Origin of the sequence: Bradyrhizobium sp. (genome assembly GCF_052389815.1) — a bacterium.
GTDB lineage: Bacteria > Pseudomonadota > Alphaproteobacteria > Rhizobiales > Xanthobacteraceae > Bradyrhizobium.
Window position 1 is genome coordinate 27617 of record NZ_JBQTHN010000215.1, and the last position, 25062, is coordinate 52678.

At 63.7% G+C, this 25062-nt stretch carries 24 protein-coding genes; 13 read left to right on the plus strand and 11 right to left on the minus strand.

Going from position 1 to position 25062, the window contains the following annotated elements; all coding sequences use genetic code 11:
* Nucleotides 1-3: 3 nt before the first annotated feature.
* From ACT4OC_RS29070 to ACT4OC_RS29090, 5 genes are all read left to right on the plus strand, one after another.
* Nucleotides 4-615 carry a S24 family peptidase gene (locus ACT4OC_RS29070; RefSeq protein ID WP_444842505.1) on the plus strand — a complete coding sequence of 204 codons (612 nt, stop codon included), beginning with the start codon at nt 4-6 and terminating at the stop codon, nt 613-615.
* A gap of 166 nt (nt 616-781) precedes the next feature.
* Nucleotides 782-1099 (plus strand): hypothetical protein, encoded by a 318-nt coding sequence (locus ACT4OC_RS29075; protein WP_444842506.1) that lies wholly within the window; start codon nt 782-784, stop codon nt 1097-1099.
* Between the two features lie 146 nt (nt 1100-1245).
* Complete coding sequence (locus ACT4OC_RS29080) at nt 1246-1467, plus strand: hypothetical protein (protein WP_444842507.1); 222 nt, start codon at nt 1246-1248, stop codon at nt 1465-1467.
* A 119-nt stretch (nt 1468-1586) separates the two neighbouring features.
* A complete protein-coding gene (locus tag ACT4OC_RS29085) occupies nt 1587-1739 on the plus strand; it encodes a hypothetical protein (RefSeq protein ID WP_444842508.1) in 153 nt (50 codons plus the stop codon).
* 1 nt (nt 1740) lies between these two features.
* Nucleotides 1741-2541: an SDR family NAD(P)-dependent oxidoreductase gene (locus ACT4OC_RS29090; protein ID WP_444842509.1), complete on the plus strand. Its 801-nt coding sequence runs from the start codon at nt 1741-1743 to the stop codon at nt 2539-2541.
* Here ACT4OC_RS29090 and asd read toward each other — a convergent pair.
* Nucleotides 2538-3416, minus strand: a complete 879-nt coding sequence (gene asd / locus ACT4OC_RS29095; RefSeq protein WP_444842510.1) for an archaetidylserine decarboxylase — start codon at nt 3414-3416, stop codon at nt 2538-2540. The two genes, ACT4OC_RS29090 and asd, sit on opposite strands and share 4 nt — an antisense overlap.
* A 35-nt stretch (nt 3417-3451) precedes the next feature.
* Between asd and ACT4OC_RS29100 the strand changes: the two genes are divergently transcribed.
* Nucleotides 3452-5113 carry an aminotransferase class III-fold pyridoxal phosphate-dependent enzyme gene (locus ACT4OC_RS29100; protein ID WP_444842511.1) on the plus strand — a complete coding sequence of 554 codons (1662 nt, stop codon included), beginning with the start codon at nt 3452-3454 and terminating at the stop codon, nt 5111-5113.
* A gap of 31 nt (nt 5114-5144) precedes the next feature.
* Here the strand turns inward: ACT4OC_RS29100 and ACT4OC_RS29105 are convergent, their stop codons facing one another.
* The 3 genes from ACT4OC_RS29105 to ACT4OC_RS29115 form a co-directional block, all read right to left on the minus strand.
* Nucleotides 5145-5762 carry a hypothetical protein gene (locus ACT4OC_RS29105; protein ID WP_444842512.1) on the minus strand — a complete coding sequence of 206 codons (618 nt, stop codon included), beginning with the start codon at nt 5760-5762 and terminating at the stop codon, nt 5145-5147.
* A gap of 124 nt (nt 5763-5886) precedes the next feature.
* Nucleotides 5887-6576, minus strand: a complete 690-nt coding sequence (locus ACT4OC_RS29110; protein WP_444842513.1) for a class I SAM-dependent methyltransferase — start codon at nt 6574-6576, stop codon at nt 5887-5889.
* Nucleotides 6577-6606: 30 nt separating this feature from the next.
* Nucleotides 6607-7662, minus strand: a complete 1056-nt coding sequence (locus ACT4OC_RS29115) for a glycosyltransferase family 4 protein (RefSeq protein WP_444842514.1) — start codon at nt 7660-7662, stop codon at nt 6607-6609.
* A gap of 135 nt (nt 7663-7797) precedes the next feature.
* Here ACT4OC_RS29115 and ACT4OC_RS29120 point away from each other — a divergent pair, with 135 nt between their 5' ends.
* Together ACT4OC_RS29120 and ACT4OC_RS29125 are read left to right on the plus strand one after the other, a co-directional pair.
* On the plus strand, nt 7798-9192 hold the full coding sequence (locus ACT4OC_RS29120; RefSeq protein WP_444842515.1) for a TAXI family TRAP transporter solute-binding subunit: 1395 nt from the start codon (nt 7798-7800) through the stop codon (nt 9190-9192).
* 27 nt (nt 9193-9219) lie between these two features.
* Entirely contained in the window at nt 9220-10752 is a 1533-nt protein-coding gene (locus ACT4OC_RS29125) for a CYTH and CHAD domain-containing protein (RefSeq protein WP_444842516.1), read from the plus strand.
* A gap of 117 nt (nt 10753-10869) precedes the next feature.
* Here the strand turns inward: ACT4OC_RS29125 and ACT4OC_RS29130 are convergent, their stop codons facing one another.
* The 3 genes from ACT4OC_RS29130 to ACT4OC_RS29140 all read right to left on the minus strand — a co-directional run bounded on the left by ACT4OC_RS29130 (nt 10870) and on the right by ACT4OC_RS29140 (nt 14085).
* Nucleotides 10870-11415: a flavin reductase family protein gene (locus ACT4OC_RS29130; protein ID WP_444842517.1), complete on the minus strand. Its 546-nt coding sequence runs from the start codon at nt 11413-11415 to the stop codon at nt 10870-10872.
* 7 nt (nt 11416-11422) lie between these two features.
* Nucleotides 11423-12649, minus strand: coding sequence for an acyl-CoA dehydrogenase family protein (locus ACT4OC_RS29135; protein WP_444842518.1), 1227 nt, complete (start codon nt 12647-12649; stop codon nt 11423-11425).
* Nucleotides 12650-12735: 86 nt separating this feature from the next.
* A complete protein-coding gene (locus tag ACT4OC_RS29140; RefSeq protein ID WP_444842519.1) occupies nt 12736-14085 on the minus strand; it encodes a glycoside hydrolase family 3 N-terminal domain-containing protein in 1350 nt (449 codons plus the stop codon).
* Between the two features lie 270 nt (nt 14086-14355).
* On the opposite strand from ACT4OC_RS29140, the gene ACT4OC_RS29145 reads away from it, so the two are divergent.
* The 3 genes from ACT4OC_RS29145 to ACT4OC_RS29155 are packed head-to-tail and all read left to right on the plus strand — an operon-like array spanning nt 14356 to nt 18134.
* Nucleotides 14356-15819, plus strand: a complete 1464-nt coding sequence (locus tag ACT4OC_RS29145) for a DUF4153 domain-containing protein (protein ID WP_444842520.1) — start codon at nt 14356-14358, stop codon at nt 15817-15819.
* A 24-nt stretch (nt 15820-15843) separates the two neighbouring features.
* Entirely contained in the window at nt 15844-16548 is a 705-nt protein-coding gene (locus tag ACT4OC_RS29150) for a response regulator transcription factor (RefSeq protein ID WP_444842521.1), read from the plus strand.
* On the plus strand, nt 16545-18134 hold the full coding sequence (locus ACT4OC_RS29155; RefSeq protein WP_444842522.1) for an ATP-binding protein: 1590 nt from the start codon (nt 16545-16547) through the stop codon (nt 18132-18134). The genes ACT4OC_RS29150 and ACT4OC_RS29155 overlap by 4 nt, the downstream gene beginning before the upstream one ends.
* Before the next feature lie 131 nt (nt 18135-18265).
* Here the strand turns inward: ACT4OC_RS29155 and ACT4OC_RS29160 are convergent, their stop codons facing one another.
* The 4 genes from ACT4OC_RS29160 to ACT4OC_RS29175 are packed head-to-tail and all read right to left on the minus strand — an operon-like array spanning nt 18266 to nt 22282.
* On the minus strand, nt 18266-19498 hold the full coding sequence (locus tag ACT4OC_RS29160) for an acetyl-CoA C-acetyltransferase (RefSeq protein WP_444842523.1): 1233 nt from the start codon (nt 19496-19498) through the stop codon (nt 18266-18268).
* Nucleotides 19499-19530: 32 nt separating this feature from the next.
* Nucleotides 19531-20670: an epoxide hydrolase family protein gene (locus ACT4OC_RS29165; RefSeq protein WP_444842524.1), complete on the minus strand. Its 1140-nt coding sequence runs from the start codon at nt 20668-20670 to the stop codon at nt 19531-19533.
* Between the two features lie 10 nt (nt 20671-20680).
* Nucleotides 20681-21646 carry a DUF1932 domain-containing protein gene (locus tag ACT4OC_RS29170; protein WP_444842525.1) on the minus strand — a complete coding sequence of 322 codons (966 nt, stop codon included), beginning with the start codon at nt 21644-21646 and terminating at the stop codon, nt 20681-20683.
* Nucleotides 21647-21670: 24 nt separating this feature from the next.
* Nucleotides 21671-22282, minus strand: coding sequence for a TetR/AcrR family transcriptional regulator (locus ACT4OC_RS29175; protein ID WP_444842526.1), 612 nt, complete (start codon nt 22280-22282; stop codon nt 21671-21673).
* 127 nt (nt 22283-22409) lie between these two features.
* Here ACT4OC_RS29175 and ACT4OC_RS29180 point away from each other — a divergent pair, with 127 nt between their 5' ends.
* Nucleotides 22410-23966, plus strand: a complete 1557-nt coding sequence (locus ACT4OC_RS29180) for a flavin-containing monooxygenase (protein WP_444842527.1) — start codon at nt 22410-22412, stop codon at nt 23964-23966.
* A 164-nt stretch (nt 23967-24130) separates the two neighbouring features.
* The coding region (locus ACT4OC_RS29185; RefSeq protein ID WP_444842528.1) for an alpha/beta fold hydrolase at nt 24131-25062 on the plus strand (932 nt) is incomplete at its 3' end.

Here is a 25062-nt window from a genome sequence, read left to right on the forward strand (position 1 = left end):
GCCATGCTTGACGTTAAAATGATCGAACGGGGACTGAAAAAGACGGGTAAGTCCAAGGGCGGGATGGCCGCCGCCATGGGGGTGCGCCCGGGTGCGGTATCGGAAATCTTCTCGGGAATCAGGCTGATCAAGGCCTCCGAGGTCGAGCCGATCATGGAATATCTGAGACTTAACTGGGTGCCGGTCATGGGGCGGGTCGGCGCCGGGGCCATCATCGAGCCAGAATACGAGCAGGTGCCGCCGGAGGGCCTGGGGGAGATCGAACTGCCCTTCCCGGTCTATGAAGAGACCATCGCCTTCGAGGTTATGGGCGATTCGATGCTGCCAAAGCACGAAAACGGCGACATTATCGTGGTCTACAAGGACCAGCGCCACCCGATCTCGTCCTTCTATGGCGAGGAAGCCGTGGTGCGGCTGAAGACCGGGGAGCGCTACCTGAAGACCATCGAGAAGGGAAAATCGCCGACCGTGGTCAACCTCGTCAGCTTCAACGCCAAAGCCATCAACGGGGTAAAGCCCGAATGGATCGGCGAAATCTTCGTCACCTTGCCGCGCGGCCAGATCAACCGGATGCGCGCCAAGGCGGCCAAACGGGCCAAGAAGGGCGGCCGGTAACGGGGTCGGAACCCGCCCCGGCGGGGCCGCCTGATTCGGCCGGATTGGAAGGCGCCGCGACACTTTTGCGGCGCCTTTTCATTTTTTCGGAATTTCGCTTGACTTCTGTTCCGATTTTCCGTAGCAATGCCCGACGTAAGCGCCTCACCGTCACGGGCGGAGACTGATGCAATATTTCGTTGTCATGATCGACTACGGGCGACGCGGCCGCGAGGCCATTGTGGATCCTGAAGTTACCCGGCGCGAAGTCGTGGCCCGCGTAACGTCAGGCGAGTACCGGGACATCAGTTTCATTCATGAAATCTCCGACTGCTCCGTGCGAGACATCACGTCGGATATTCTTGCCGAGGCCACCCTTCCCCGTGTCGAACCGGAGGAGATCGACCTGCAAGCCGTTCGTTTCGATCACCTCCGCGATCTCGGCAAGCATACCCCGGACGAAGACTGCGCCGTCGATGGTTCCGACCAATTGATTCACAGCTAGACGGATTCCATCATCAAAATGAAGTGACGGCCCGCGACCGGACGCCGCGCGCGGAGTCAAAATCCCGTCTCGCTTCGGTCGCACGTTGTTCATGCCCCCTCGGTAAGAGGCAGCAAGAAATGACCCCGCGACCTGTTCGAGGCATCATGGACAGCGAACTCGACTGCGATCTCACTTTCGAACAGTGGGAAACATTGAAGGCACTTCGCGCGCCAGCGCCGGCGGCTCGTCCCCGAGCGCGCCGCGTTCTGGAAAGCCTGGTCGCACTTGATCTCGTATCGACCGATGGCAGCCTTCCCGTCATCACCGCGCGTGGGCGCCGCGTTCTGATCCGGGGTTCGTCGCGGCTGCTGGACGTCGCCGCCTGAGACATCTGCGCCAAGGCCGCCTTTACGCGGGCGGCCGGATATGGCTCAACTTCCCGGTCGAGACACAAGAACGGCTTGCAGGCGGTGTTGCGCCACAACAGCCGGACGGGGAGAAACAGATGTCCCGCCTGCCCGATCTGGAGGCCGACGAGGTCGCGTCCGAACATCGCGACATGCTCAGGCGTAATACCAATCTGCACAAGGTGCTGGTGAATTCGCCGGATAACGCCCGCGAGGTACTGCGGCAGTACCCCATCCCGGGAGTGAACTGACATGCGCCTGCAGGATCGTATCGCTATCGTGGTCGGCGCCGGCCAGAGCCCCGGCGAAGGCATCGGCAACGGCCGCGCCACAGCGCTGACCTTTGCGCGCGAAGGCGCCAAGGTATTGTGCGTCGATCACAATCTCGCTTCAGCCCGTGAAACCGTGGACATGATCGCGGCCAAGGGCGGCACGGGCGTCGCCTTCGAGGCGGACGTCACGAAGGATGCCGACATCAAGGCCATGGTCGCCGATGCGCAGGGCCACTGGGGCCGGGTCGACATCCTCCACAACAATGTCGGCGTCAGCCTCTCCGGCGGCGATGCCGAGCTGCTGGCGATCACCGAGGAGGCATTCGACCGCTGCGTGGCGATCAATCTCAAGAGCTGTATCCTTGCGGCCAAGGCGGTAATCCCGATCATGCGCCAGCAACGGAGCGGCGTCATCATCAACATCTCCTCGATGGCGGCCATCACGACCTATCCATACGTGGCCTACAAGGCCACCAAATCTGCGATGATCGCCTTCACCGAGCAGCTCGCCTACCAGAACGCCGAATACGGTATCCGCGCCAATGTCATCCTGCCCGGTCTGATGAACACGCCAATGGCGGTCGACACTCGGGCTCGCGAATTCAAGAAGAGTCGCGCCGAGGTCGAAGCGGAGCGCGACAGCAAGGTTCCGCTGCGCAGGAAAATGGGAACCGGCTGGGACGTCGCCAATGCCGCATTGTTCCTGGCCTCCGATGAAGCGAGCTTCATCACCGGCGTGACGCTGCCGGTCGACGGCGGGGCCAGCGTGCGGCGCGGCTAGAACGCCTCACGCATCGGCTTTCGCATCAGCGGCTCGCCGGCGCGAATCCGCTGCCCCTCCCTGATGTTCTCGCTGAACGCGAAATCGCCGGGCGCGATGATGATGATGGTCGAGCCGTGCTCGAACCAGCCGAGCTCCTCGCCCTTTCGTACCTCGGCATCGCAAGGGAAGACCGTCGGTCCCCGTGTCTGTGCGTTGAGGGTAACGTCGAGGAGGTGCAGACGGATGCTGGCCACCAATATCGCCGCTACCGGGACCAGGGTCAGCGCCTCGCCGGTTCGAAGGCGGGCGCGAATGACTGCCCGCTCGTTCTTGCAGAACAGCCGCTCCACCCGCTTGAGTGCAACCGGATTGACGTTCCAGGTATCGCCATGGATCAGGGTGACTTGCCCGACATGAGCGTCATGCGGCGCATGGAAACGGTGATACATGCTCGAGGTAAGCCTTAGCGTGACGAAGCGTCCGTTGCGGTGCTGCTCCACCAGATGGGGATCGCCGAGCAGGTCGAACAGTGAATAGGGCGCACCCTTGACCTGGAACAGCTCGGTATCGGCGATCTCGCCGAATGCGCCCACGATGCCATCGCTCGGGCTGGCCACGATCGCCGGGTCGGGATCGAACGGACGCAAGCCGGGCTTCAGCTCTCGGGTGAAGCAATCGTGCAAGCTCTTGAACTCCGTCTTGTTCGCCTCGGAGAGATCGAGATCCGAGAACAGCCGCCAGCAGGCGATCGAAACGTCCCGCACCAGCGGGTTCTCGATCTTGCTGAACCAGCCCATGAAGCGGGTGATCGCCGCACGGGGAATCCGGTTGGTCAGCAGGAAGTTGATGTCCTCCTGCTGGGTGAAGGTGGAGATCAGGCCCTTGACTGTCATGAAACTGTCAGCGGGGCTGGTTAGCGCTGTTTGCCATGGATTCACCCACCCTGATTCTCTCCCTGTCCACAGCCGCCGGCGCAACCGCCGCGGCCTTCCCAAAATTGAGCGCGCGTCTGGCGCTGTCGCGCGCCAAGCACCGGTCGTTGACCGGCCACTCGAAGATGTCGAAGGCAGTCGCGCGGCTGATCCCGCACTACGAATTCGACATCGACGATTTCTTCCGCTCCGACGGCGCACCGCCCGCCATCGCCACGAAGCGGCAGGACGGCTTCTTCCGCCTCGCCAGCCTCTACGAACAGCGCTACCCCACGGGCCGCGCGATGACCGCGGAAGCCGCCGAGCGCATTTCCGACCTGCAGTTCACCAAGGCGTACCGGGTGCCGTTCCAGTACAGCCGGCTTGTACAGGAATATCTCGGCTCCAGTTCGTTCGTCGTATCCTCGTCCGGCGTCACCGTCACAGACGTCGACGGCAATGTGTTCTACGACCTCACCGGCTCCTACGGCGTCAATATTTTTGGCAATGACTTCTACAAGGAGTGCATCGCCAAGGCGGAAAGCCGTGCCCATGCGCTCGGCCCGGTGCTCGGCGCCTATCATCCCGTCGTATCCGACAACGCGAAGCGGCTTTGCCAGGTTTCCGGCCTCGACGAGGTTTCCTTCCACATGTCCGGTACTGAAGCCGTCATGCAGGCCGTTCGGCTGTCGCGCTACCACACCAGGCGAACGCATCTGGTGCGTTTCGCCGGCGCCTATCACGGCTGGTGGGGCGACGTGCAGCCGGGCGTTGGCAATCCCGTCTCGCCGCACGAAACCTATACGCTGGCTGAGATGTCCGAAAAGACGTTGCGCGTGCTGCGGACGCGCCGCGACATCGCATGCGTCCTCGTCAATCCGCTGCAGGCGCTCCACCCCAACAGCAACGCGCCGGGCGATTCTTCGCTCGTCGACAGCTCCCGCGTCGGCCAGTACGACCGCGCCGCTTACACGGCTTGGCTCAAGGCGCTGCGCGAGGTCTGCACCGAGCGCGGCATCGTGCTGATCTTCGACGAGGTCTTCGTCGGCTTCCGTCTCGCCGCCGGAGGAGCCCAGGAATACTTCGGCGTCCGCGCCGATATGGTGACCTATGGCAAGAGCCTCGCGGGCGGCCTGCCGATCGGCGTGGTCTGCGGCCGCAAGGATCTGATGCGCCGCTTCCGCAACGATCGTCCCGCCGACATCTGTTTTGCGCGCGGCACCTTCAACTCCCATCCCTACGTCATGACGGCAATGGACCAGTTCCTGACGCGGCTGTCCGAACCCTCGTTCCGCAACGTCTATGACGGGCTCGACCAGCAATGGAACGCGCGAGCACGGAACCTCAACGAGATGATGACTTCCGCCGATCTGCCGGTCCGCGTCAGCAATCTCTCGTCGATCTGGATGGTTCATTATACAGTGCCGTCCCGCTACAACTGGATGCTTCAATACTATCTGCGCGCCGAAGGGCTCGCGTTGAGCTGGGTCGGTACCGGCCGACTGATCTTCAGCCTCAATTTCAGCGATGCCGATTTTGTCGCCGTCGCCGAACTTTTCGTCGCAGCTGCGTCGAAGATGAAGGCGGACGGCTGGTGGTGGCACGATGCGGCGCTGACCAACAAGGCGATCCGCCGTCAGATCCTCAAGGAAATGCTGACAAGAAAGCGGCTGCGGTGAACCGCAGCCGCCTTGAAGTCGCATACTCATCTTACGCGTGCTTGACGTGGTTCTCGAGACCGGGGTCGATCAGCTCGCCCTTGATCAGGGCCAGCGGCGCCTTGCGGTAGAGTTTGAAGTCGTTGAACGGGTCGGTGATGATCTTGGTCATCCAGACAAGCCCGGTCTCGACATCGCGGATGAAGAACAGATGCACGGTGCGGAACAATAGTCCGCCGATGCCGACAGCAAGCCAGATCTTGGCAACCTGACGGGTAAAATCAGTGAACGAGGTCCAGGGCTCGAACAGGCCGAACAGTGTCGGATCGAGTGCAAGCACCAGTGGCGACAGCGCCCAGATCGACATCAACACCACCTTGCGCTGCAGGTTATATCCGACCTTTATCTCTTCCTTGTGCTCGTGTGACGCCTCGTTGACGTGGTCGTAACCCTTCGGCTCGAAGAAGAAGTGACCGGCCTGGCGCGTGGTCATCGAGACCAGCCAGCCGACCAGGGCCGACACCACGGGATCGATGAGCAGCATCACATAGGCGAACAGGAAGCTGACGGCACTGACGAAGTGCAGGCTCTGGTTGATCCGGCTGTGGTGGTAGTAGCGATGGTCGTCCCAGCGCTGTGTCCGCAATTCCTGCAGGAAATTCTTGATCATCTGGTCTCCCCAAGGTCTTTCGTGATTCTTTCTACGCGAGTTCGATGTCCGGCGCGTGACATCATCATGATGACATGTGACAAGGTCTGGTGACGCGATGCGCAATCCGCGCTCGTCCGCCTTTTCAAGCGGCCACAGCTATACCGACCTTGCGGAAGCGAACCAGCGAGAAATGGCCTAGGGGCGGCACCAGGCGACGTTCCACCAGCTCCATGCCCTGCGCGCCGGCCAGCCATTTGGCGTAGCGCGACCAGGCGAACTCGGCGGTACGGAAGCCGAGCGGCCGCACCACCGGCTGCAGGCGCTGCTCGATGAACCGGCGCATGCCGGCATCCGCGCTGACCCGGGTCAGGATGATCAGTTCGCCACCAGGGCGCAGTACGCGGGCGAACTCATCGAGCGCGGCTTCCGGATTGGGGACCGCAGTCACGACATATTGCGCCATCACGACGTCGAAGCAATTGTCCGGAAACTCGAGCTTCTCGGCATCCATCACCGCCAGCCCCTCAACGTTCTTGAGGCCGAATTCGGCGACGCGCTTCTTCGCCTTCTCCAGCATCGCCTCCGAAATATCGGTGCCGAAGATGCGCAGATGCGGCGCATATTGCGGCAGCGAAATTCCCGTGCCGACACCAACTTCGAGCACGCGCCCACCGATCCGGTTGGTCGCGGCAATGGCGGCCCGACGCCCCTTGCTGAATACACCTCCGAAAACCAGGTCGTAGACCGGCGCCCAGCGGTCATAAGCCTGCTCGACGGTTGCACGGTCGAAGTCGAGTTGCTGCGTGCCGTCAAGCTTGATGATTTCTGCCATGTCACTCTGCCTTGTTGACCGGATGATTGATTAACCCTGCACGGCGCTTCGGCCGGCGACGGAACGCACAGGCCGCAGCGAACGGCTCGGCTGCAGCGCCGTCAAATTGCCGAGGAATTGCCGCGCGCTGTTCTCCCAGGAACGCTCCAGCGCGAAATTCCGGCAGTTCTGGCGCGACATCTGCAGCGCGCGCAGACAGGCCGCGCGCAGGTCGCGATCGATGGCACCGATCGGGCGATCGGCGATCACGTCGAGCGGCCCCGTCACCGGGAACGCCGCTACCGGCGTGCCGCAGGCCAGCGCCTCGAGCTGGACGACGCCGAACGTATCGGTGAGGCTCGGGAAAACAAAGACGTCGGCGGCCGCAAGGTGCGATGACAAGTCCCTGCCCTTCTTCTCCCCGAGAAAATGGATGTCCGGAAACTTGCGCTGCAGCTCGGCCTTTTGCGGTCCGTCACCGACGACGACCTTGGAGCCGGGCAGATCGAGCGAGAGGAACGCCTCGAGATTCTTTTCGACCGCAACGCGGCCCATGGTCATGAAGATCGGACGAGGAAAGTCGAGCTTCGCAGGCTCATCCGGCCGAAACAGCTCGGTGTTGACGCCGCGCGTCCAATAGCCGAGCCGGCGGAATCCGCGCTCGGTGAGCTCGCGCCGCAACGAATCGGTCGCGACCATGACCATTGAGGAAGCAGAATGAAACTTCCGCATGACGGCGTAGCCGAAGCTCTCAGGAATGCCGGTGCGAACGGAAACATATTCCGGAAAGCGCGTCGTATAGGAGGTCGTGAAAGCCAGCCTGTGCCGTCGGCAATAAGCCCGCACCGCCCAGCCGATCGGCCCTTCCGTGGCAATATGGATTGCATCCGGCGAAGCGGTCTCGATCCGGCGCGCAATCTCGTACCGGTTCGGCAGCGCAACCCGCAGGCCCGGATAGGTCGGGACGGGCATGGACGGAAAGCCTTCCGGCGTAAGAAATTCCATCTCCTCGCCAAGACCCGATGCGCTGGTGGCAAGCGAGGTTAGCGTCCTGACGACGCCGTTGACCTGAGGATGCCAAGCGTCGGTCGCAATCAGTATCGGCATGTCCTGACCCTAGGATTTGCGCTCGATTCTCAATCCCGACGTTCGGACATGGATATTTCAGGCGTGTGACGTCATGCACCTGTCAGGTTGTTTTTCGACTCGTTAACGGCCTTTTTCGTGTAACGTGACAGAACGATGTCAGAAGCCGACGATAATTCCCGGGTTTCCCGCCGGCGACGCAGGCGCAAGAGCTATGCGCTCCTGATCCTGGCGGCAGGCATTTTCATGTTCGGAATTGCCGCAGGCTCTCTCTATTGGTTCCTGCGGCCGACCACGCTGCGCATTGCCGTGGGCCCGACCGGCAGCGACGATCACAAACTGGTGCAGACGCTCGCCCAGCTTTTTGCACGGGAGCGAACCCCGATCCGGCTCTCGCCGATCGCGACCGAAGGGTCGGTCGAAAGCATCGCGCTTTTCGCAGCCGGCAAGACCGACCTCGCGGTTGCGCGCGGCGATCTGAACCTTCCGGCCGACGCCGAGTCGGTGATCATCCTGCGCAAGAACGTCGTCGTGCTGTGGGCTCCCGCCGGACAGCCGCCGAACGGATCGAAACGCAAGCCCACGCCGAAGATCAAGTCGATCGACGATCTCGCCGGCCGCCGCGTCGGCGTTATCGGCCGCACGCAGGCCAATGTGACCTTGCTGAAGGTTATCCTCACGGAGTCCGGCGTCAACGCCGACAAGGTCGCCGTAACTCAGTTCGGCACCAACCAGATCGCCGAGATGGCCCGCGATGCGACACTCGACGCCTTCCTGACGGTCGGGCCGCTCGACAGCAAGATCACCAAAGACGCCATTGCCGCCACGGCCGCGAGCCGCGGCGAGCCGAAATTCCTGCCGATCGACGTTTCCGAGACGATTGCGAGGAAGCATCCGCGCTACGAATCCGAGGAAATCCCGGCCAGCATTTTCAGCTCGTCGCCTGCCCGCCCAGTGGAGAAGGTCGACACAGTCAGCGTCAATCACCTGATCATTGCGCCGCGCTCCCTGTCCGATACGAAAGTCAGCGCTTTCGCACGGCAGACGTTCAACGTCCGTCAGCAGCTTGCCCGCGAAATTCCGAACGCGCCGAAGATCGAGAAGCCGGACACCGACAAGGATGCCGCCTTGCCGGCCCACGAGGGAGCCGCGGCCTATTTCGACGGCAACGAGCGCACGTTCCTGGAAAGATACACCGATTACATCTGGGGCGTCATTCTCGTCCTTTCCGGTCTGGGATCGGTCGGCGCTTGGCTGCGGCATTACTGGAGCCGCGATGAGCGCGAGGCCTATGAGACGCATCGCGACGATCTTCTCGATCTGATCACCAAGGCGCGGCAAGCGGATTCGGCGGAAGCTCTGTCGGCGATGCAGGGTCAGGCCGACGGCGTGCTGCGCGAGGCGCTCGACTGCTTCGAAAACGGCGCGATCGAGGACGGTGATCTGGCGGCGATCGGGCTGGCGCTCGAACAGTTCCATCGCGCCGCAACGGACCGTCGGGTGGCGCTCGAATCCGACGCACCGGGAATGCCGCGCATGCGAGCGATGTGAGACGCGCAGGGCCTGAAGCAGACGACCATGGGTATCGAGACCGAAATCAAGTTCGAAGTGTCCCCGGGCGATCTGCAAAAACTGGCGTCCTCGCGCAGCCTGCGCCCCAGCGACGGGCAGATTGCCGAGCATCAGCATCTCGTCTCGACCTATTTCGACACCCCCGATCATCTCCTCAGGCGCCAAGGTATCTCGTTGCGCGTAAGGCAAGTCGGCAAGAAGCGCATCCAGACCATCAAGACAGCATCGAACGGCGTCGCCGTCGCGCGCGACGAATGGGAGAAACGCATTGACGGCAACGTGCCGGACCTGCGCGCGGCGCGCGGCACACCGTTGCAACGGCTGCTTTCCAGGAGGCTCAAGCGCGATCTCGATGCCGTTTTCTCAACCCACGTTCATCGTACGCTGGTGCCGCTGCGTCCCGGCAACAGTCGGGTCGAGCTCGCGCTCGATGAAGGCCACATTCGTGCCGGGCTCTATTCCAGCCCGCTTGCCGAGGTCGAGCTCGAGCTGAAGAACGGTTCGATCGGCGACCTCTTCAAGACGGCACGAACGGTTGCGCAACTCGTACCGGCACGGCTGGCGCTGAAGGCGAAGTCCCAACGGGGCTACGATCTGATCACGGACCGACCGACAGCCTCTGTATCGGCCGCCAAGATCGTGCTCCCATCCAGAACTACGCTCGCCACCGCATTTCAAGTGATCGGCCGATCCACACTGCATCACATTGCCGCCAACGAGCCCGCCGTGCTGGCCGGCTTGCCCGAAGGCGTACACCAGATGCGGGTCGGCGTGCGCCGCCTGCGGGCCGCGCTGTGGGTCTTCGCGGACCTGCTTCGCTGCAAGCAGACCGAATCGATCAGGAGCGATCTCAAATGGCTCGCCGGCAAGCTTGGGCAGGTCCGTGACCTCGACGTCTTTCTGGCGACGCACGTCAAGCGTCTCGAAGCCGCCGATCCGCCGATCGAAGGCCTCGGCGACCTCGTCTCCGAGCTCGAATACAGGCGAGCAGTCGCTGCGGAAGCCGCGAAAGCCGCCATCGGCAGCGCGCGCTATCGCCTGCTGATCCTCAATGCCCTCGAATGGATCGAGGACGGCGCCTGGCTGAGACTTCGGTCGGCGCTGCGCACGCAGCAGATCAGGCCGTTTGCCGCGGATCTGTTCGCCCGCCGAATCGCAAAGGCCAAGAAGCGCGCCAAGGATATCGACAAGCTCAGCGTACACGATCGGCACAAGCTGCGCATTGCCATGAAGAAGCTGCGTTACAGCATCTACTTCTTCGAAAGTCTATTCGACGGCCACAAGAGCAGGAAGACGCTGTTGCGCTACAAGGACTGCCTGGGCGGCCTGCAGGATAGTCTCGGAGCTCTCAACGATATCGCGGTGCATCAGCGGATGGTGACCAGGTTCAGGAATGACATCGAGAACCGCAAGTCGGAGCCGGTGGCCTTTGCCGCCGGCGCCGTGGTCGGCACCGAGCGCGGCGAAACTGAAAAGTTGCTTGCGGCAGCCGAAAAAGCGGCCCGCAAGTTGCGCCGCGCCGGGGAGTTCTGGTGCTGACCCTCCCCGCTGGAAAAGGCGGTCAATTCGGCTAGTCTTCGAGACTTCGGAGGACGCGCGATGAATGGAGCAGCGGCGGTGCGGACCATGAAGGACTATCCGATCCCCGCGCAGCGGCTATTTGCCGTCGCCGGGCACAAATTTCCCGAAGCCGCCGCGGGCGAACAGCAGCGGCTCCTGTCCGTTGTAGGAATAGGCCTCGACCGCGCCGAGGAAGATAATGTGGTCACCGCCATAGTAACGATTGACTGCGCGGCACTGGAATTGCGCGACGCTGCCGGCAATGATCGGTGCGTTGCCCAGCCCCGGCTGCCATTCCACGCCGGCAAACTTGTCGCCGGACGATTTTGCAAACTTCAGCGCCAGCTCCTTTTGCGACACGTCGAGCACGTTGACTGCAAAATGGCTGGCGTTCTGAAAGATCGGCAACCCCTGCGAAAACATGCCGAGGCTCCACAGTACCAGCGGCGGATTCAGCGACACCGAGGCAAAGGAGTTGCAGGTCACGCCATAGGGTTTGCCGTCGGCCGCCATCGCCGTGACGATGGTGACGCCGGTGCCGTAGGTGCCGAGCGCATTGCGGAAATCCCGAGGATCGATCGCCGAATTGTCGCTGGCAAGCTCGTTGGCCGGATCGGCCGGATGTTTGGGATGATCGGACATCCGCACCTCAGAGCGTCAGGTTTTCGGATGGCAGGCCGAGCACCACCCGGCCGTAATTGGTGCCTGCCGCATCGAAGTTGAAAGCGAGATGCGAATTGACTGCGTGCGCATCCCGGAACTGGCGCTGCAACGTGCCCGAGGTGAACAGGCTGCGCGCGCCGCTCGCGGTGAACAGCAGCGTCACCGCCTCGGTGCAGAGATTGACGGAAAAGGCGCCGTCGCGCCGCAGCCGCGTCTTTTCCGCGATGTCGGGGATGTGGCCGCGCCGCGCGTCGGCCATGGCGTTGATGCAGTTGGTGCGCATCAGGAGCCGAGCGGTGTCGACCTTGGCGGAAGCCTCCGCGATCTTGATCTGCGTCGTCTGCAAGTCGGAGAGCTTGGCGCGGTTGTACGTCGAGGCGCGATGCCGGGCCAGCTCGACATAATCGTCCAGACACGCCTGCGCGTTGCCGAGACCTACGCCCGACAGCACGTAGGGAAACAACGAGAACACCGGCAGTGCGTAGAGCGCATTCGGATTGACGGCGCTGCCGGGCGTAGGTCCGCCGGTGAACTCGCCGATCGCAATCGACATGTGGCCGGCGACGAAAGCATCGCTCACCTTGACGTCGTTCGAGCCGGTGCCGCAAAGGCCGGTCGCGTTCCAGGTGTCGTTGATGGTGTAGTCGCTCCTCGGCAGCAGGAAGATGCGGTACTCGATGCCGTCGGCCTCGTCATCGGTCTCGACCACGCCGGCGAGCATGTTCCACTCGCAGGACTCGACGCCCGACGAGAACGGCCAATGGCCGTTCAGCGTATAGCCTCCCTTTGCCTTGCGGGCGCGGCCGGCCGGAAAGATGAAGGACGACGCAATCAACGCGTTGACGTCCTTGTTCCACACCGCGTCCTGCGCTCGGGAATCGAACATGCCGAGCATCCAGTGGTGGCTGGAAAGATTGGCGAAATTCCACGCCACCGATGCATCCGCCTGCCCCAGCGCATCGGCGCAATCGACCAGCGCGACATAGTCGAGCTCCGCACCGCCCAGCCGCTTGGGCTGCAGGATGCGGAACAGGCCGGTCTCGTGCAAAGCGCGCTCGGTCTCGGGTGGCAGGCGGCGCAGCGCCTCGGTCCGCGAGGCGCGCTCGCGCAGGTCCGGGATCAGCGCGCGGGCACGCGCGACCATGTCGGCATAGCCATCCGTGCCCTGCCCCGAGACAAGGCGAACATCGGGCTTGCGGGTGCTTCCGGGCATCGGCGCTTCCTCGCCCGGCTCAGTTCAGCCGGCCGGCTGCAGTTTATCCCTTGATGTCAGCCGATCAAGGGAGGCGGCGGGCATGGCTAGTCCGCGTTGTCGGCCGTCTGCTCCCCACGCCGCAGGAGACCCTTCAGCCGCGCTTCGCTCCGTTCGAGCATCCCCGCGTCCAGCCTTCCCTTGCCCGCCGCCGCCGAAGCGCAGGCGAACACCCGATAGAACTGCGTGCCATCGAATGCGACCAGCAGCAGGTCCACGCCGGCATTGATCGCCTCGACCACGGCGCTGCAGACGTCCTTCTGATAGATCGCACCCATCACCAGGTCGTCGGTGATGACAGCGCCCTGATAGTTCCATTTGCGGCGGATGATGCCGTCGATCACCTTCTTCGAATGCGACGCGGCGCGATCCGGATCGGCCGCGGTCAGCCTGACATGTCCGACCATGAGCGCCGCCCGTGAGCCTCCCAGCGCCTGCCGGAAGGGACGCCAGTCGGAGATCTCGAGCTCGTCGACGTCAGCCGCGAGGTCGGCGCTGAAATGATGGGTATCGCCGCGCACGCGTCCGAGCCCGGGAAAATGCTTCACCGTCGCACCGACCCCCGACATCTCGAGACCGCGGATATAGGGTAGTGCAACAGCGGCCACCTTGCCAGGATCGCCCGAAATCGCGCGCCGCCCGATCAGTGTGTTGAAATCGAATCGCGTGATCTTCTTCTCGGGGCGCAAATCCAGCACCGGGGCAAAGTTGAGATTGACGCCGAGGGCCGCCAATTCCCGGCCGTGGATCCGCCCATATTCCTCGGCCATGCGCTCGCGCAAGTCACCGGGCAGCTCCGCCAAGGTCGCGAGCGGCGGCAGTTCGGTCAGCACGGGCGCAAGATGCGATACGATGCCACCTTCCTGATCGGCCGCAACGATCAGGGGCGGCAGGTTCGCGGCACGCCGCCGGGCCTGCAGCGCGGAGATTTCCGATCTGAGGGCTTGCGCGCTGCGGCCCCCGAGATTGTGCCGGGTGACATATACGCCGGCGATCAGGCCCTTCTCCGCCAAGGCAGCCACCTCGTCGAAGGAGGAGTAGCCGACGACGAAGTGCCGGCCGAGTTCGTGGGCTGTGGAAGCTTCCGTTTGAAGCACGTCGTGCTTGCGCAACTCGAAACGCAGATGCGCCGCCAGCATCGATAGCGGCACGAGGCACCACAGCAGGACCAGAATCCGCCTCGCGCCGGCCCAGTAGCCGCGCCAGATCAGGACGATCGCAACAAGGAAGCCGGACGCGCAGACGGCGATGTTGCCCGTGCCGCGTAGCGAGATCAGGTAGGGATCGTTCTTGTTGAATCCGATGAACAGGAAGGCCAGCGCGAGAGGCCACAGCAGCGCAGCGCCGATACGACTGACCATCTGAACGAGCCGCCCCATGAACTGAGCCCTCGACATCGAGGCAGCTCGCCTCGTAACGGCAATGGCTCCGCGGCTCCAGCGAATAATCGCCTCTGCACGATTTCTGCATGAAATACCTGAACTCCTGCAGACATCGCTCCCGTCAACTGCACAACCGCCGTTCACAGTCCGCATCGCAACTCAACTGATCGATTCTTCATGCCCGTTCCCACACGACTAGCCAATGACGGATGGTGGCTGTGCGACAGCCCGCCGGTCACACCCGCAACCATCTCCTTGCGCATCACACAGAGAGGCTTCGCCGCCATGAACAACCCTGCTCAGCCGGAAACCGTCGCTGCTCCTGTGCGGACCAACGTGATCGCGATCAGGTTTGCCGCAGCGGCTGGTCTGGCAGCGCTCGCCGACTGGCTGTTCTACGAGGAACATGTTGGCATTAGCCTCGTCATCTTCGCGATCGTGCTAGCCGGCTGTGCGCTGCTGACCAACCTTGCCTCGCTGGATCGCGGACGGCTTCTGCCCGCGGGCCTCGTCCTGATTGCCGGTCTGGCGCCCGCCATCGAAGATCTGAATGCAATTTCGCTGAGCTTCGTGCTGCTGGCTTTGGGCGTAGCAGCGGCGATGCTCACAAACCCCGGCTTTGACAGCCTCGCCGATCGCGCCCGCGCGCTGCGCGAACTCTACTTGTTCGCGCCGCTCAGGTTGACCCGCGATGGCATCGATGCCCTCGACTTGCCGCGCATCTCCTCCGGCATTGCGGTGTGGATCGTGCCGGTGCTGATGAGCTGCGTCTTCCTGCTGCTGTTCGCGTCGGCCAATCCGCTGATCGAGAAGTGGATGTCCGCGGGCAATCTGGCGAAGCTCACTGCGAATTTGAGCTTGCCGCGAATCCTGTTCTGGGGGCTGGCACTTTCCCTGATCTGGCCGTTCGTCTGGCTACGCTGGCATCGCACCCAGGCGAAGGTTACCACGTCCGAACCCGTCATCGGCGTGACCGAGTTCCTCAGCACGGCGACCGTCCTGCGCTCGCTGATCCTGTTCAACCTGCTGTTCGCCGTGCAGACCGCACTCGACATTGTCTACCTCTGGGGCAACGCCGCGCTGCCCGCCGACATCACCTTCGCCGGCTACGCCCATCGCGGCGCCTACCCGCTGATCCTGACTGCGCTGCTCGCCGCCGGCTTCGTTCTGGTCGCGATGCGCCCCGGTGGCCCGGCCGAGCAATCGAAGGTGATCCGGCCTCTGGTCTATCTCTGGGTCGCACAGAACGTGATGCTGGTCATCTCGTCCATCCTGCGCCTCGATCTCTATGTGCAGACCTACCTGCTCACCTACTGGCGGATCGCCGCCTTCATCTGGATGCTTCTGGTGGCGACGGGACTTGTGCTGATCGTCGCCCGCATCGCCCTGCAGCGTGGCAACGCCTGGCTGATCCGCCTCAACCTGATCGCAGCGTTGTCGACGCTTTACGCCTGTTCCCTGACGAACTTTGCCGCCATCATCTCCGACTACAATGTCAGCCACAGCCGTGAAATGACCGGAAAGGGCGTGGATGCCGACATCAACTACCTGCTCAGCCTCGGGCCCCAGGCCGTGCCCGGCATCAACAAGATGCCAAGAATACACGAGGGTGAATTGACGCTTGTTTCCCGGCGCGATTCCCTCGTAGATAGATTCCAGCGCGAGACGGCTTCGTGGCGTGCCTGGGGTCTGCGAGACTGGCGGCTGAAACGATATCTGGATGGGCAGGAGAAGCGTGCGCCAGGTTGAGCAAATATCGATCGGGAGAAATGCGTGACGCACCGCATCCTCATTGTCGACGATGACCTGCATATCCGGGAGGTCATTCGGGTCGCGCTGAAGAAGGCCGGCATGGCGGTCTCGGAAGCACGCGACGGCAAGGAAGCGCTGAGCCGCTTTGCCAGCGACCGGCCCGACCTCGTCGTGCTCGACATCGGCATGCCCGAGTTCGACGGGCTCGACGTCTGCCGCGAGATCCGCAAATCCTCCGACGTGCCGATCCTGTTCCTCTCGGCCCGCGACGAGGAGATCGATCGCATCCTCGGGCTGGAGATCGGCGGCGACGACTACGTCACAAAACCGTTCAGCCCGCGCGAGCTGGTGGCCCGCATCAATGTCATCCTGCGGCGCTCGGTTGCCCGCGCGACCGACGCGAACGGTCAGCACACTCCGCTGGCGCAAGGCGCCCTCTCGGTCGATCCGGACCGGCATGTCGCGGCCTTCGCCGGCACGCCGCTGCGCCTGACCGCGATCGAGTTCGGCATCCTGCGCGCGTTCCTTACCCGGCCCTCCTCGGTGTTCAGCCGCGAGCAGATCATGGCCGCCGCCTATCAGCTCAACATCCAGGTCTCCGATCGCACCATCGACAGCCATATCCGAAATATCCGCGCCAAGCTCGCGGCGGTGAATTGCGACAATGTGATCGAGACCATTCATGGCGTCGGCTTCAAGCTCGGCCGCTGCGAGCCGCAGACATGAGTGACGCTGCCGGGCGCGACAAATGGCGGCCCTCGCTCGGCCTCGTCATCTTTGCGGTGCTGGCGTCGGTCGCAACGCTGCCGCTGGTCGGCCTGTTCTTCTTTCGCCTCTACGACAACCAGCTCATCCGCCAGACCCAGGCCGAGCTGATTGCGCAGAGTCGCGTGCTGGCAGCTGTCTATGCCCGCGAGGTCGAGGCCCGCCTCGACAAGGGGCTCGTCCTCGGTCCCGAGCTGCCGCCCGAAGCGCGCCCGGATCCCGAAGACCGGGTCACCCCGATCCGTCCCGCACTCGACCTTGCGTCTAACGACCTGCTGATGCGCCGCCCCGATGCAAAGCCCGCACCGCCGGCCAATCCGCTCTATACCGAGATCGGCGCGCGGCTGATGCCGATCATCCTGGAGACGCAGAAGGTCACGCTCGCCGGTTTCCGCATTCTCGACCCAAACGGCGTCGTCATCGCGGGACGGCATGAAGTCGGCGAGTCCCTCGCGCATATCGAGGAGATCGCCGCAGCCCTGAAAGGCCAGTACCACGCGGCCTTGCGCATCCGTAAGCCCGACAAGACGCCGCCGCCGATCTACTCCATCAGCCGCGGTGTCGGTGTGCATGTCTTCTCCGCCATGCCGGTGCTGGTCAACAACCGTGTCGCGGGCGTGATCTATACCTCGCGGACGCCGAGCAACATCTTCGATCATCTGTACCAGGAGCGCGGCAAGTTCATCCTTGCGACACTCGCCGTCGTTCTCGGCACCATCCTCATCGGCCTCGTCTTCCGCCGCACCATCACCCGCCCGATGCGCGAGCTCGTCAGTCGGGTCGATCGTATCGGCCGCGGCGATCGCGACGCGTTCCGGCCCCTGGCGCATTACGGCACGCGCGAGTTCGCGCAGTTGTCGAAGAGCTTCTTCGGCATGGCCGAACAGCTCTCGCGGCGGTCGGACTACATCGCGACCTTCTCGGCCCATCTCACCCACGAGCTGAAGTCGCCGCTTACCTCGATCAAGGGCGCCGCGGAGCTGCTGCTGGAATCGCTGCAGGGGCACACGGCGAGCCTGACGCGGATGGAGCAGAAGAACTTCGTCTCCAACATCCTCGGCGATGCCGAGCGGCTCGAAACCATGACGCAGCGGCTGCGGGAACTCGCCCGCGCCGAGGGCGCGCCGCAGAACGAGAGCAGCGAGCTTTCCTCTGTCGTCAACGCCCTGAAGAGCCGCTACCCGACCCGCGCCATCACTGCCAGCGGCTGCCTCGATCGCTTGATCGGGATGTCCGCGGAGAAGGCGCTGATCGTGCTCACGCATCTCACCGACAATGCGATCCGGCACAATGCCAGGCACGTCCGACTCGAGGCCGCCAATGACGATGCGGCGATACGCATAACCATAAGCAATGACGGCGATCCGATCTCGGAAGCCAACCGCGACCGCATCTTCGACGCCTTCTTCACCACGCGGCGCGACACCGGCGGCACCGGCATGGGGCTCGCCATCGTGCGCGCCATCATGGCGAGCCATGGCGGCTCGATCCGGCTGAAGCCCACCGAGCAAGGCGCCGTCTTCGAGCTGCAGTTCCCCGCGGCGTAGTCCTTAAAGCGCGATGAGACTGGAAGGAAGCGTCATCGCGCTTAAAGTTCTTCTTGTTTGAGCATGATCTCCGCGCAAACGCTTCGCGTTTGTCGCAGGGAAAACCGCATCACACTTTTCCGGATCATGCTTTAGACCCGCTCGATGATGATCGCCGGCGCCATGCCGCCGGCAGCGCACATCGTCACCAGGCCGCGCTTGAGGTCGCGCCGCTCTAATTCGTCCAGCACGGTGCCGATCAGGATCGAGCCGGTGGCGCCGATGGGATGGCCAAGCGCAATCGAACCGCCGTTGACGTTGACCTTGTCGCGGTCGAGCTCGAGGTCGCGGATGTACTTTTCCGCGACCACCGCAAAGGCCTCGTTGATCTCGAACAGGTCGATGTCGTCGAGGGTGAGCCCCGCCTTGGCCAGCACCTTGCGCGTCGCCGGCACCGGCGCATTCAGCATCAATGTCGGCGAATCCCCCATATTGGCGGTCGCTACCACGCGGGCGCGCGGCTTCAGGCCGTGCTTCTTCGCATATTCGGTCGAGGCCAGCAGGATCGCCGCGGCACCATCGACCACGCCGGAGGAATTGCCGGCGTGATGCACGAAGTTGATGTCGAGATCGGGATACTTGTCGAGGATCAGCTTGCGGTAGGTCGTACCCTTGTCATCGAGCGCATAGTCCGCGATCGCGGGGAATGCCGGCTTGAGCTGCGACAGCGCTTCCATCGTGGTCTGCGGCCGCGGATACTCCTCACGGTCGAGCGCCAGCGTGCCATCCTCGCGATAGACGGGCACGAGGCTCTTCTTGAAATGGCCGGCCTTGATGGCGGCGTCCGCACGCTTCTGACTCTCCAGCCCGAGCGCGTCGACGTCCTGCCGCGAGATGCCTTCCATGGTCGCAATCGCATCGGCGCAGACGCCCTGATGCGATTGCGGATGCTGGGCGCGGAGGCGGAGATTGCCGACATCCATCATCATCGGACCGCCGCCTCTGCGGCCTTCCATCGACATCATCTCGCAGCCGCCGGCGATCACGAGATCCTCCGAACCTGCCATGATCGAACTGGCCGCCATGTTGACGCTGGTGATGCCCGAGCCGCAGAAGCGATCCAGTGTCACGGCACTGGCGCGCACGTCATAGCCGGCATCGAGCGCCGACATGCGCCCGAGATCGCCGCTCTGGGTCGCGACCTGCGCGCTGCAGCCCCAGACGATGTCGTCGACCTCGGCGGTGTCGATGCCGGTGCGCTCGGCGAGCGCGCGCAACACGGTGGCGCCGAGCTGCTGCGGATGAATGCCCGACAGCGCGCCCTTGCCGGCCTTGCCGACGCCGCGCGGCGTTCTACAGGCGTCGATGATCAATGCGTCGGCCATGTTGTTCCTCGATTTCTTCTGTTGGCGACTGTTCAGCGAATTTTCCGGAAGTAGTCGCGTACTTCCTTGACAAAGAGGTCAGGTTGCTCGAACGCCGCGAAATGGCCGCCCTTCGGCATCTCGCTCCAATGCGCGATGTTGGCATAGCTCGCCTCCATCCACTTGCGCACAGGCGTCACGATTTCCTTGGGGAACACCGCAACGCCGGTCGGCACCTTGACGGTGTGCGCCGTGCGCCGCTTCGGGCCAAAGCTCTCCCAGTAGAGCCGCGCCGACGAGGCGGCGCTCGCCGTGACCCAATAGAGCATGACGTTGTCGAGCAGCTCGTCCCGGGTGAAGATATTTTCGGGATGCCCGTTACAATCGGTCCAGGCCCAGTACTTCTCGAGGATCCAGGCCGCTTGCCCGCTCGGCGAATCCGTCAGCGCGTAGCCGAGCGTCTGTGGCCGGGTCGCCTGCTGCTTGGAATAGCCGGAATCCCAGTCGGCGTAATGCTTGATGCCCTCAAGCGCCCGCGCCTCCTCCGCCGTCGGCTTGCCCTCGACGTTGGGGCGCGTCGCCATCGCCAGCGTGATGTGGATGCCGGCGCAGTGATCGCCATCCAGCGCACCGAGCGCGGTCGTCACCGCCGAGCCCCAATCGCCGCCCTGCGCGCCATAGCGTGCATAGCCAAGGCGATCCATCAGCACGGCCCACACCCGCGCAATGCGATCCACGCCCCAGCCCGTCGTCGTTGGTTTCGCCGAGAAGCCGAAGCCCGGCAGCGACGGGCAGACGACGTGAAATGCGTCCGCCGCGTTGCCGCCATGGGCGACGGGATCGACCAGCGGGCCGATCACCTTGTGAAACTCCACCACCGAGCCCGGCCAGCCATGGGTGATGATCAGCGGCATCGCCTCCTTGTGCGGCGAGCGGGTGTGGATGAAGTGAATGCCGAGCCCGTCGATCTCGGTCGTGAACTGCGCGAAGCGGTTGAGCAGCGCCTCGCGGTTGCGCCAGTCATATTGCTCGGCCCAGTAAGTGCAGATGTCCTTGATCCATTTCAGCGGCGCGCCCTGGCTCCAGTCGCCGACCAGCTCGGCCTCCGGCCAGCGCGTGTTGCGCAGCCGCGATTTCAGATCGTCCAGAACTGCGTCCGGGACCGCGATGCGAAACGGGCTGACAGCAGTCATCGACGCTCCCCTACTTCTCGTCTTTCAACATCGCAAGAATGCGGTCGGCCTCGGTGCGCCAGTCCGCGCTGCGGGCAAACTCCCTGGTGCCCCTGGCGCCGAACAGTCCGTCATCCGCGAGATCGGCGACCCAGGCCTGCCGCTCAGCGGTGCCTTGCGCGGACCATGGCGTCAGGCCTGCTTCGCGCACGGTTTCGGCGACCTCGCGCACTTCCTCGGCGCGACGGCGGCCGTGCTCGATCACGCGCTGGAAGAAATAGGCGCCCTGCTTTTCCCAGTCGATGCCCGGAAAGGTTTCCTTGAGCGAAACAAGCACTGCGTCCTCGACGCCATAGGCGCGCGCGGTGGTGAAACTCTCGATCACCATCGCCTCCAGGCCCTTGATCATGATGCTGCGGCACATCTTCACCGCGGAGGCGACGCCGAGCTGATCGCTGCAAACCTTGGCATCGAAGCCGAGCGCGACCAGCAGCGGTGCGAGCTCCTGTGCGCCACCGCCGCCGAGCAAGAGCGGCACCTTGATGCGATAGGGCGGCACCGAGGTCATCACCGCGCCCTCGACATAGCGGCCGTTGGCGCCGTCAATGAGCGCGGCGGCACGCTGCTTGGCACCGGGCGAGGCCGAATTGAAATCGAGATACCAGGTGCCCTGCCGGATTGCCGGCGCACAGGCTTCCGCGACGGGAACCGCCTGGCTTGCGGTGACGGCGGATATGATGAGATCGGCCTGGCTGGCGAGATCGGCATGCGACCTGGCGAGCTGAACGCCGATGTCAGCGGCATGATCGCGCAACGGCGGCGCCCGGTCGTCGTCGAGCTTGATATCGTAGGCGGCAACGGCAACGCCGGCCTTGCGAAGGTCTTCGGAGAGGATGCGGCCGACTTCGCCATAGCCGACGAGGCCGACTTTCCAGCCTTTGGGATCACTAGCCATTGTTCGAAAACGCCTCCGATTTGCGGCGGAGCGTAGCCGCATCGGCCGGCAAGATCGAGCGGCGAGCTATGCGGCCAGCACGCGGCAAATCTTCAGCGCATCCGCTGCAACCGCATCGACGCTGCGCGCATAGCCGCTCCTGATCCATTCCTTGGCGATCTGCACCACGCCGCCGACCACGCCGGCGCGCACCAGTTCGCCCGGCTTCGGCTTGATGTCGCTGTCGGGCGCCATCATCCGCGCCAGCACGTCGCCGAACTGCTGCAGCAGGCCGGCCCAGACCGCATCGACCGCAGGTCCCACCCGGGCGATCTCGATCACGAACAGCCGGGCGCCGTCCGGCTCGTCCTTCAATATCTGGTAGTAGGCCCGCAGCACGGCGTGGCCCCGCTCCTCGGCCGGACCGCTGTGCTCTTTCCGGACCTCCTCCAGGCAATTGAACACCCGCCGCGAAACCGTCTCGAAGGCCGCCACCAGCAAGGCTTCGCTGTTGGCAAAGGACTCGTAGAAGTATCGCTCGGTCAGCCCGGCCGCCTCGCACACCGCCTTTACCGTGGTATTGCGATAGCCGAGCTCGCCATAGGCGCGGATTGCCCCCTCGATCAGCCGCTCGCGCCGGGCCAGCCGCCGTTCCTCGGCCGATAATCCCGCGTAGTTCCTTGCCCGCGCTGTGGTCATGTTCTCCCCAAACCGATCGCTTGACATAGCTTCTTGTCAGATGCTTTATTCTGACAATACCACGTGTCAGAAAAGAAACACAATATAACCGGACACGCTTAGCCCAGTTGCTCGAGGGAGTGAACCTATGCAGGAGCATGTGTCGGCGCGAACCGTGGCGGGCAGTGAGCCGGCCGGCGCCTCTAACGTCACCCCCTTCAAACCGCAACAGACCGATCTCGACGTCATCATCGTCGGCGGCGGCCTCTCGGGCATTGGCGCGGCGTTCCACCTGCAGCGCGATTGCCCCAAAAAGTCCTTCGTCATTCTCGAGGGCCGCCACGCCCTCGGCGGCACCTGGGACCTGTTCCGCTATCCAGGCATACGTTCCGATTCCGACATGAACACGCTCGGCTTCCGCTTCCGCCCCTGGCGCGGCGAGAAGGCGATCGCCGATGGTCCTTCCATCCTCACCTATCTCAACGACACCGCGCGCGAAAACGGCATCGACCGCAAGATCCGGTACCACCACAAGGTCAAGCGCGCGTCGTGGTCGAGCGGGCAGGGCCGCTGGACGCTCGACGTCGATGGGCCCGACGGCCCCCTCACCTTCACCTGCAACTTCCTGCGGATGTGCAGCGGCTATTACGACTACGACGCCGGCTACATGCCGGGCTGGCCGGGCATGGAGCGCTTCAAGGGCCTGACCGTGCATCCGCAGAAATGGCCCGAAAATCTCGACTATGCGGGAAAACGCGTCGTGGTGATCGGCAGCGGAGCCACCGCGGTGACGCTGGTGCCCGCGATGGCCGAGACCGCCGCGCACGTCACCATGCTGCAGCGCTCGCCGACCTACATGGTCTCGCGCCCGGCCAAGGACGTGATCGCCAACTGGCTGCGCGCGAGACTCCCGGACAAGCTGGCCTACGGGCTGACGCGCTGGAAGAACATCCTGCTGCAGATGTATTTCTATAATCTCGCGCGCAAGAAGCCGGAAGGCGCCAAGGCGCGGCTGATCGAGATGGCGAAGGCCGAGCTCGGCGAAGGCTTCGACATGCAGAAGCATTTCACGCCGCGTTACAACCCGTGGGACCAGCGGCTGTGCCTGCTGCCCGACGGCGACATGTTCAAGGTGATCCGCGAGGGCAAGGCCTCCGTCGTCACCGACGAGATCGAGACGTTCACCGAGACCGGCATCAAGCTGAAGTCCGGTGAGGTGCTGCCGGCCGACATCATCGTCACCGCCACCGGCCTCGTGATGCGGTTGATGGGCGGTGCGCAGGTCGTCGTCGACGGCAAGACCATCAATCCCGGCGCGACCATGAGCTACAAGGGCATGATGTTCTCCGACATCCCGAACCTTGCCTCCACCTTCGGCTACACCAACGCGTCCTGGACGCTGAAGGCGGATCTGACCGCCGAGTACATGTGCCGCATCCTCAACCACATGGATCGCAACGGTCACGCATACTGCACGCCGCGCAATGTCGATCCCGAGGTCATCCCGGACGCGACCCCGCCGCTCTCCTCCGGCTACATGCAGCGCGCCAAGGACATTTTGCCAAAACAGGGCTCGAAGCGGCCGTGGAAGCTGTACCAGAACTACGCCAAGGACATGCTGGCGCTGCGCTTTGGCAAGGTCGAAGACGGCGTCCTGATCTTTGCCAAGGCGGAAGCGCCCGCCAGGGAACGCTTGCGCGCCTAAGCTGAAAAGCGCGATGAGATTGGGATGAATCGTCATCGCGCGTTAGATTATTGTTTGAGCATGATCTTTTCGGAAAACCGCTTCACACTTTTCCGGATCATGCTCCAGTGGCGCCGCGCGGGCGGCGCGGCTACACTGACCCCGTTTTCTGAAGAGGGTTTCTCATGGCTTTCCTTCTCGGACTGATCCTGCTGCTTGCCGTCGTCGCCGCCGGCCTCGTCTGGTTCACCTCCAACACCGCCAAGCGCGTCGAGGCCCTGCTGCCGCCGCGCGGCCAGTTCATGGACATCGACGGGCAGCGCATCCACTACGTCGACATCGGCGGAGCCAAGCCGCCGATCGTCATGATCCACGGGCTCGGCGGCAATCTGCTGCATTTCGGCTACGCCATGGCCGACAAGCTCGCCAACGATTATCGCGTCATCCTCGTCGACCGGCCCGGCGCCGGCTATTCGACCCGCCCCGAGGACGCACCGGCCACGCTGACCGCGCAAGCTAAGACGATCGCGACCCTGATCCGCCGGCTCGACCTCAAGCAGCCGCTGCTGGTCGGCCATTCGCTCGGCGGCGCGCTGTCGCTGGCGATTGCGCTCGACCATCCCGATTGCGCCGGCGGGCTTGCACTGCTCGCGCCGCTGACACATGCGATCGAGTCGGCGCCCGACGTGTTCAAGGGTCTCGAGATCGCTTCGCCATTGATGCGCAAGGCCGTGGCCTGGACGGTGGCGACGCCGCTCGGCATCCGCCGCGGGCCTATCCTGCTGAAGGAAGTATTCGCGCCGGAAGCCGCCCCCGCCGATTTCCCGATGCGCGCCGGCGGATTGCTCGGCCTGCGTCCCGGCTCTTTCTTCGCCACCTCCTCCGACCTGATGGCAGTGCCCGACGTGCTGCCGGCCTACATGGCGCGCTACAAGAGCCTCGACATTCCCATGGCCATGCTGTTCGGCCGCGGCGACCGCCTGCTCGACTATCGCGGCCAGGGCGAGGCGATGAAGATCGTCTGCCCCGCACTCGATCTGGAACTGACGGAAGGCGGCCACATGCTGCCGATGACGCAACCCGACCGCTGCGTCGCGCTGGTCAAGCGCGTGGCGGA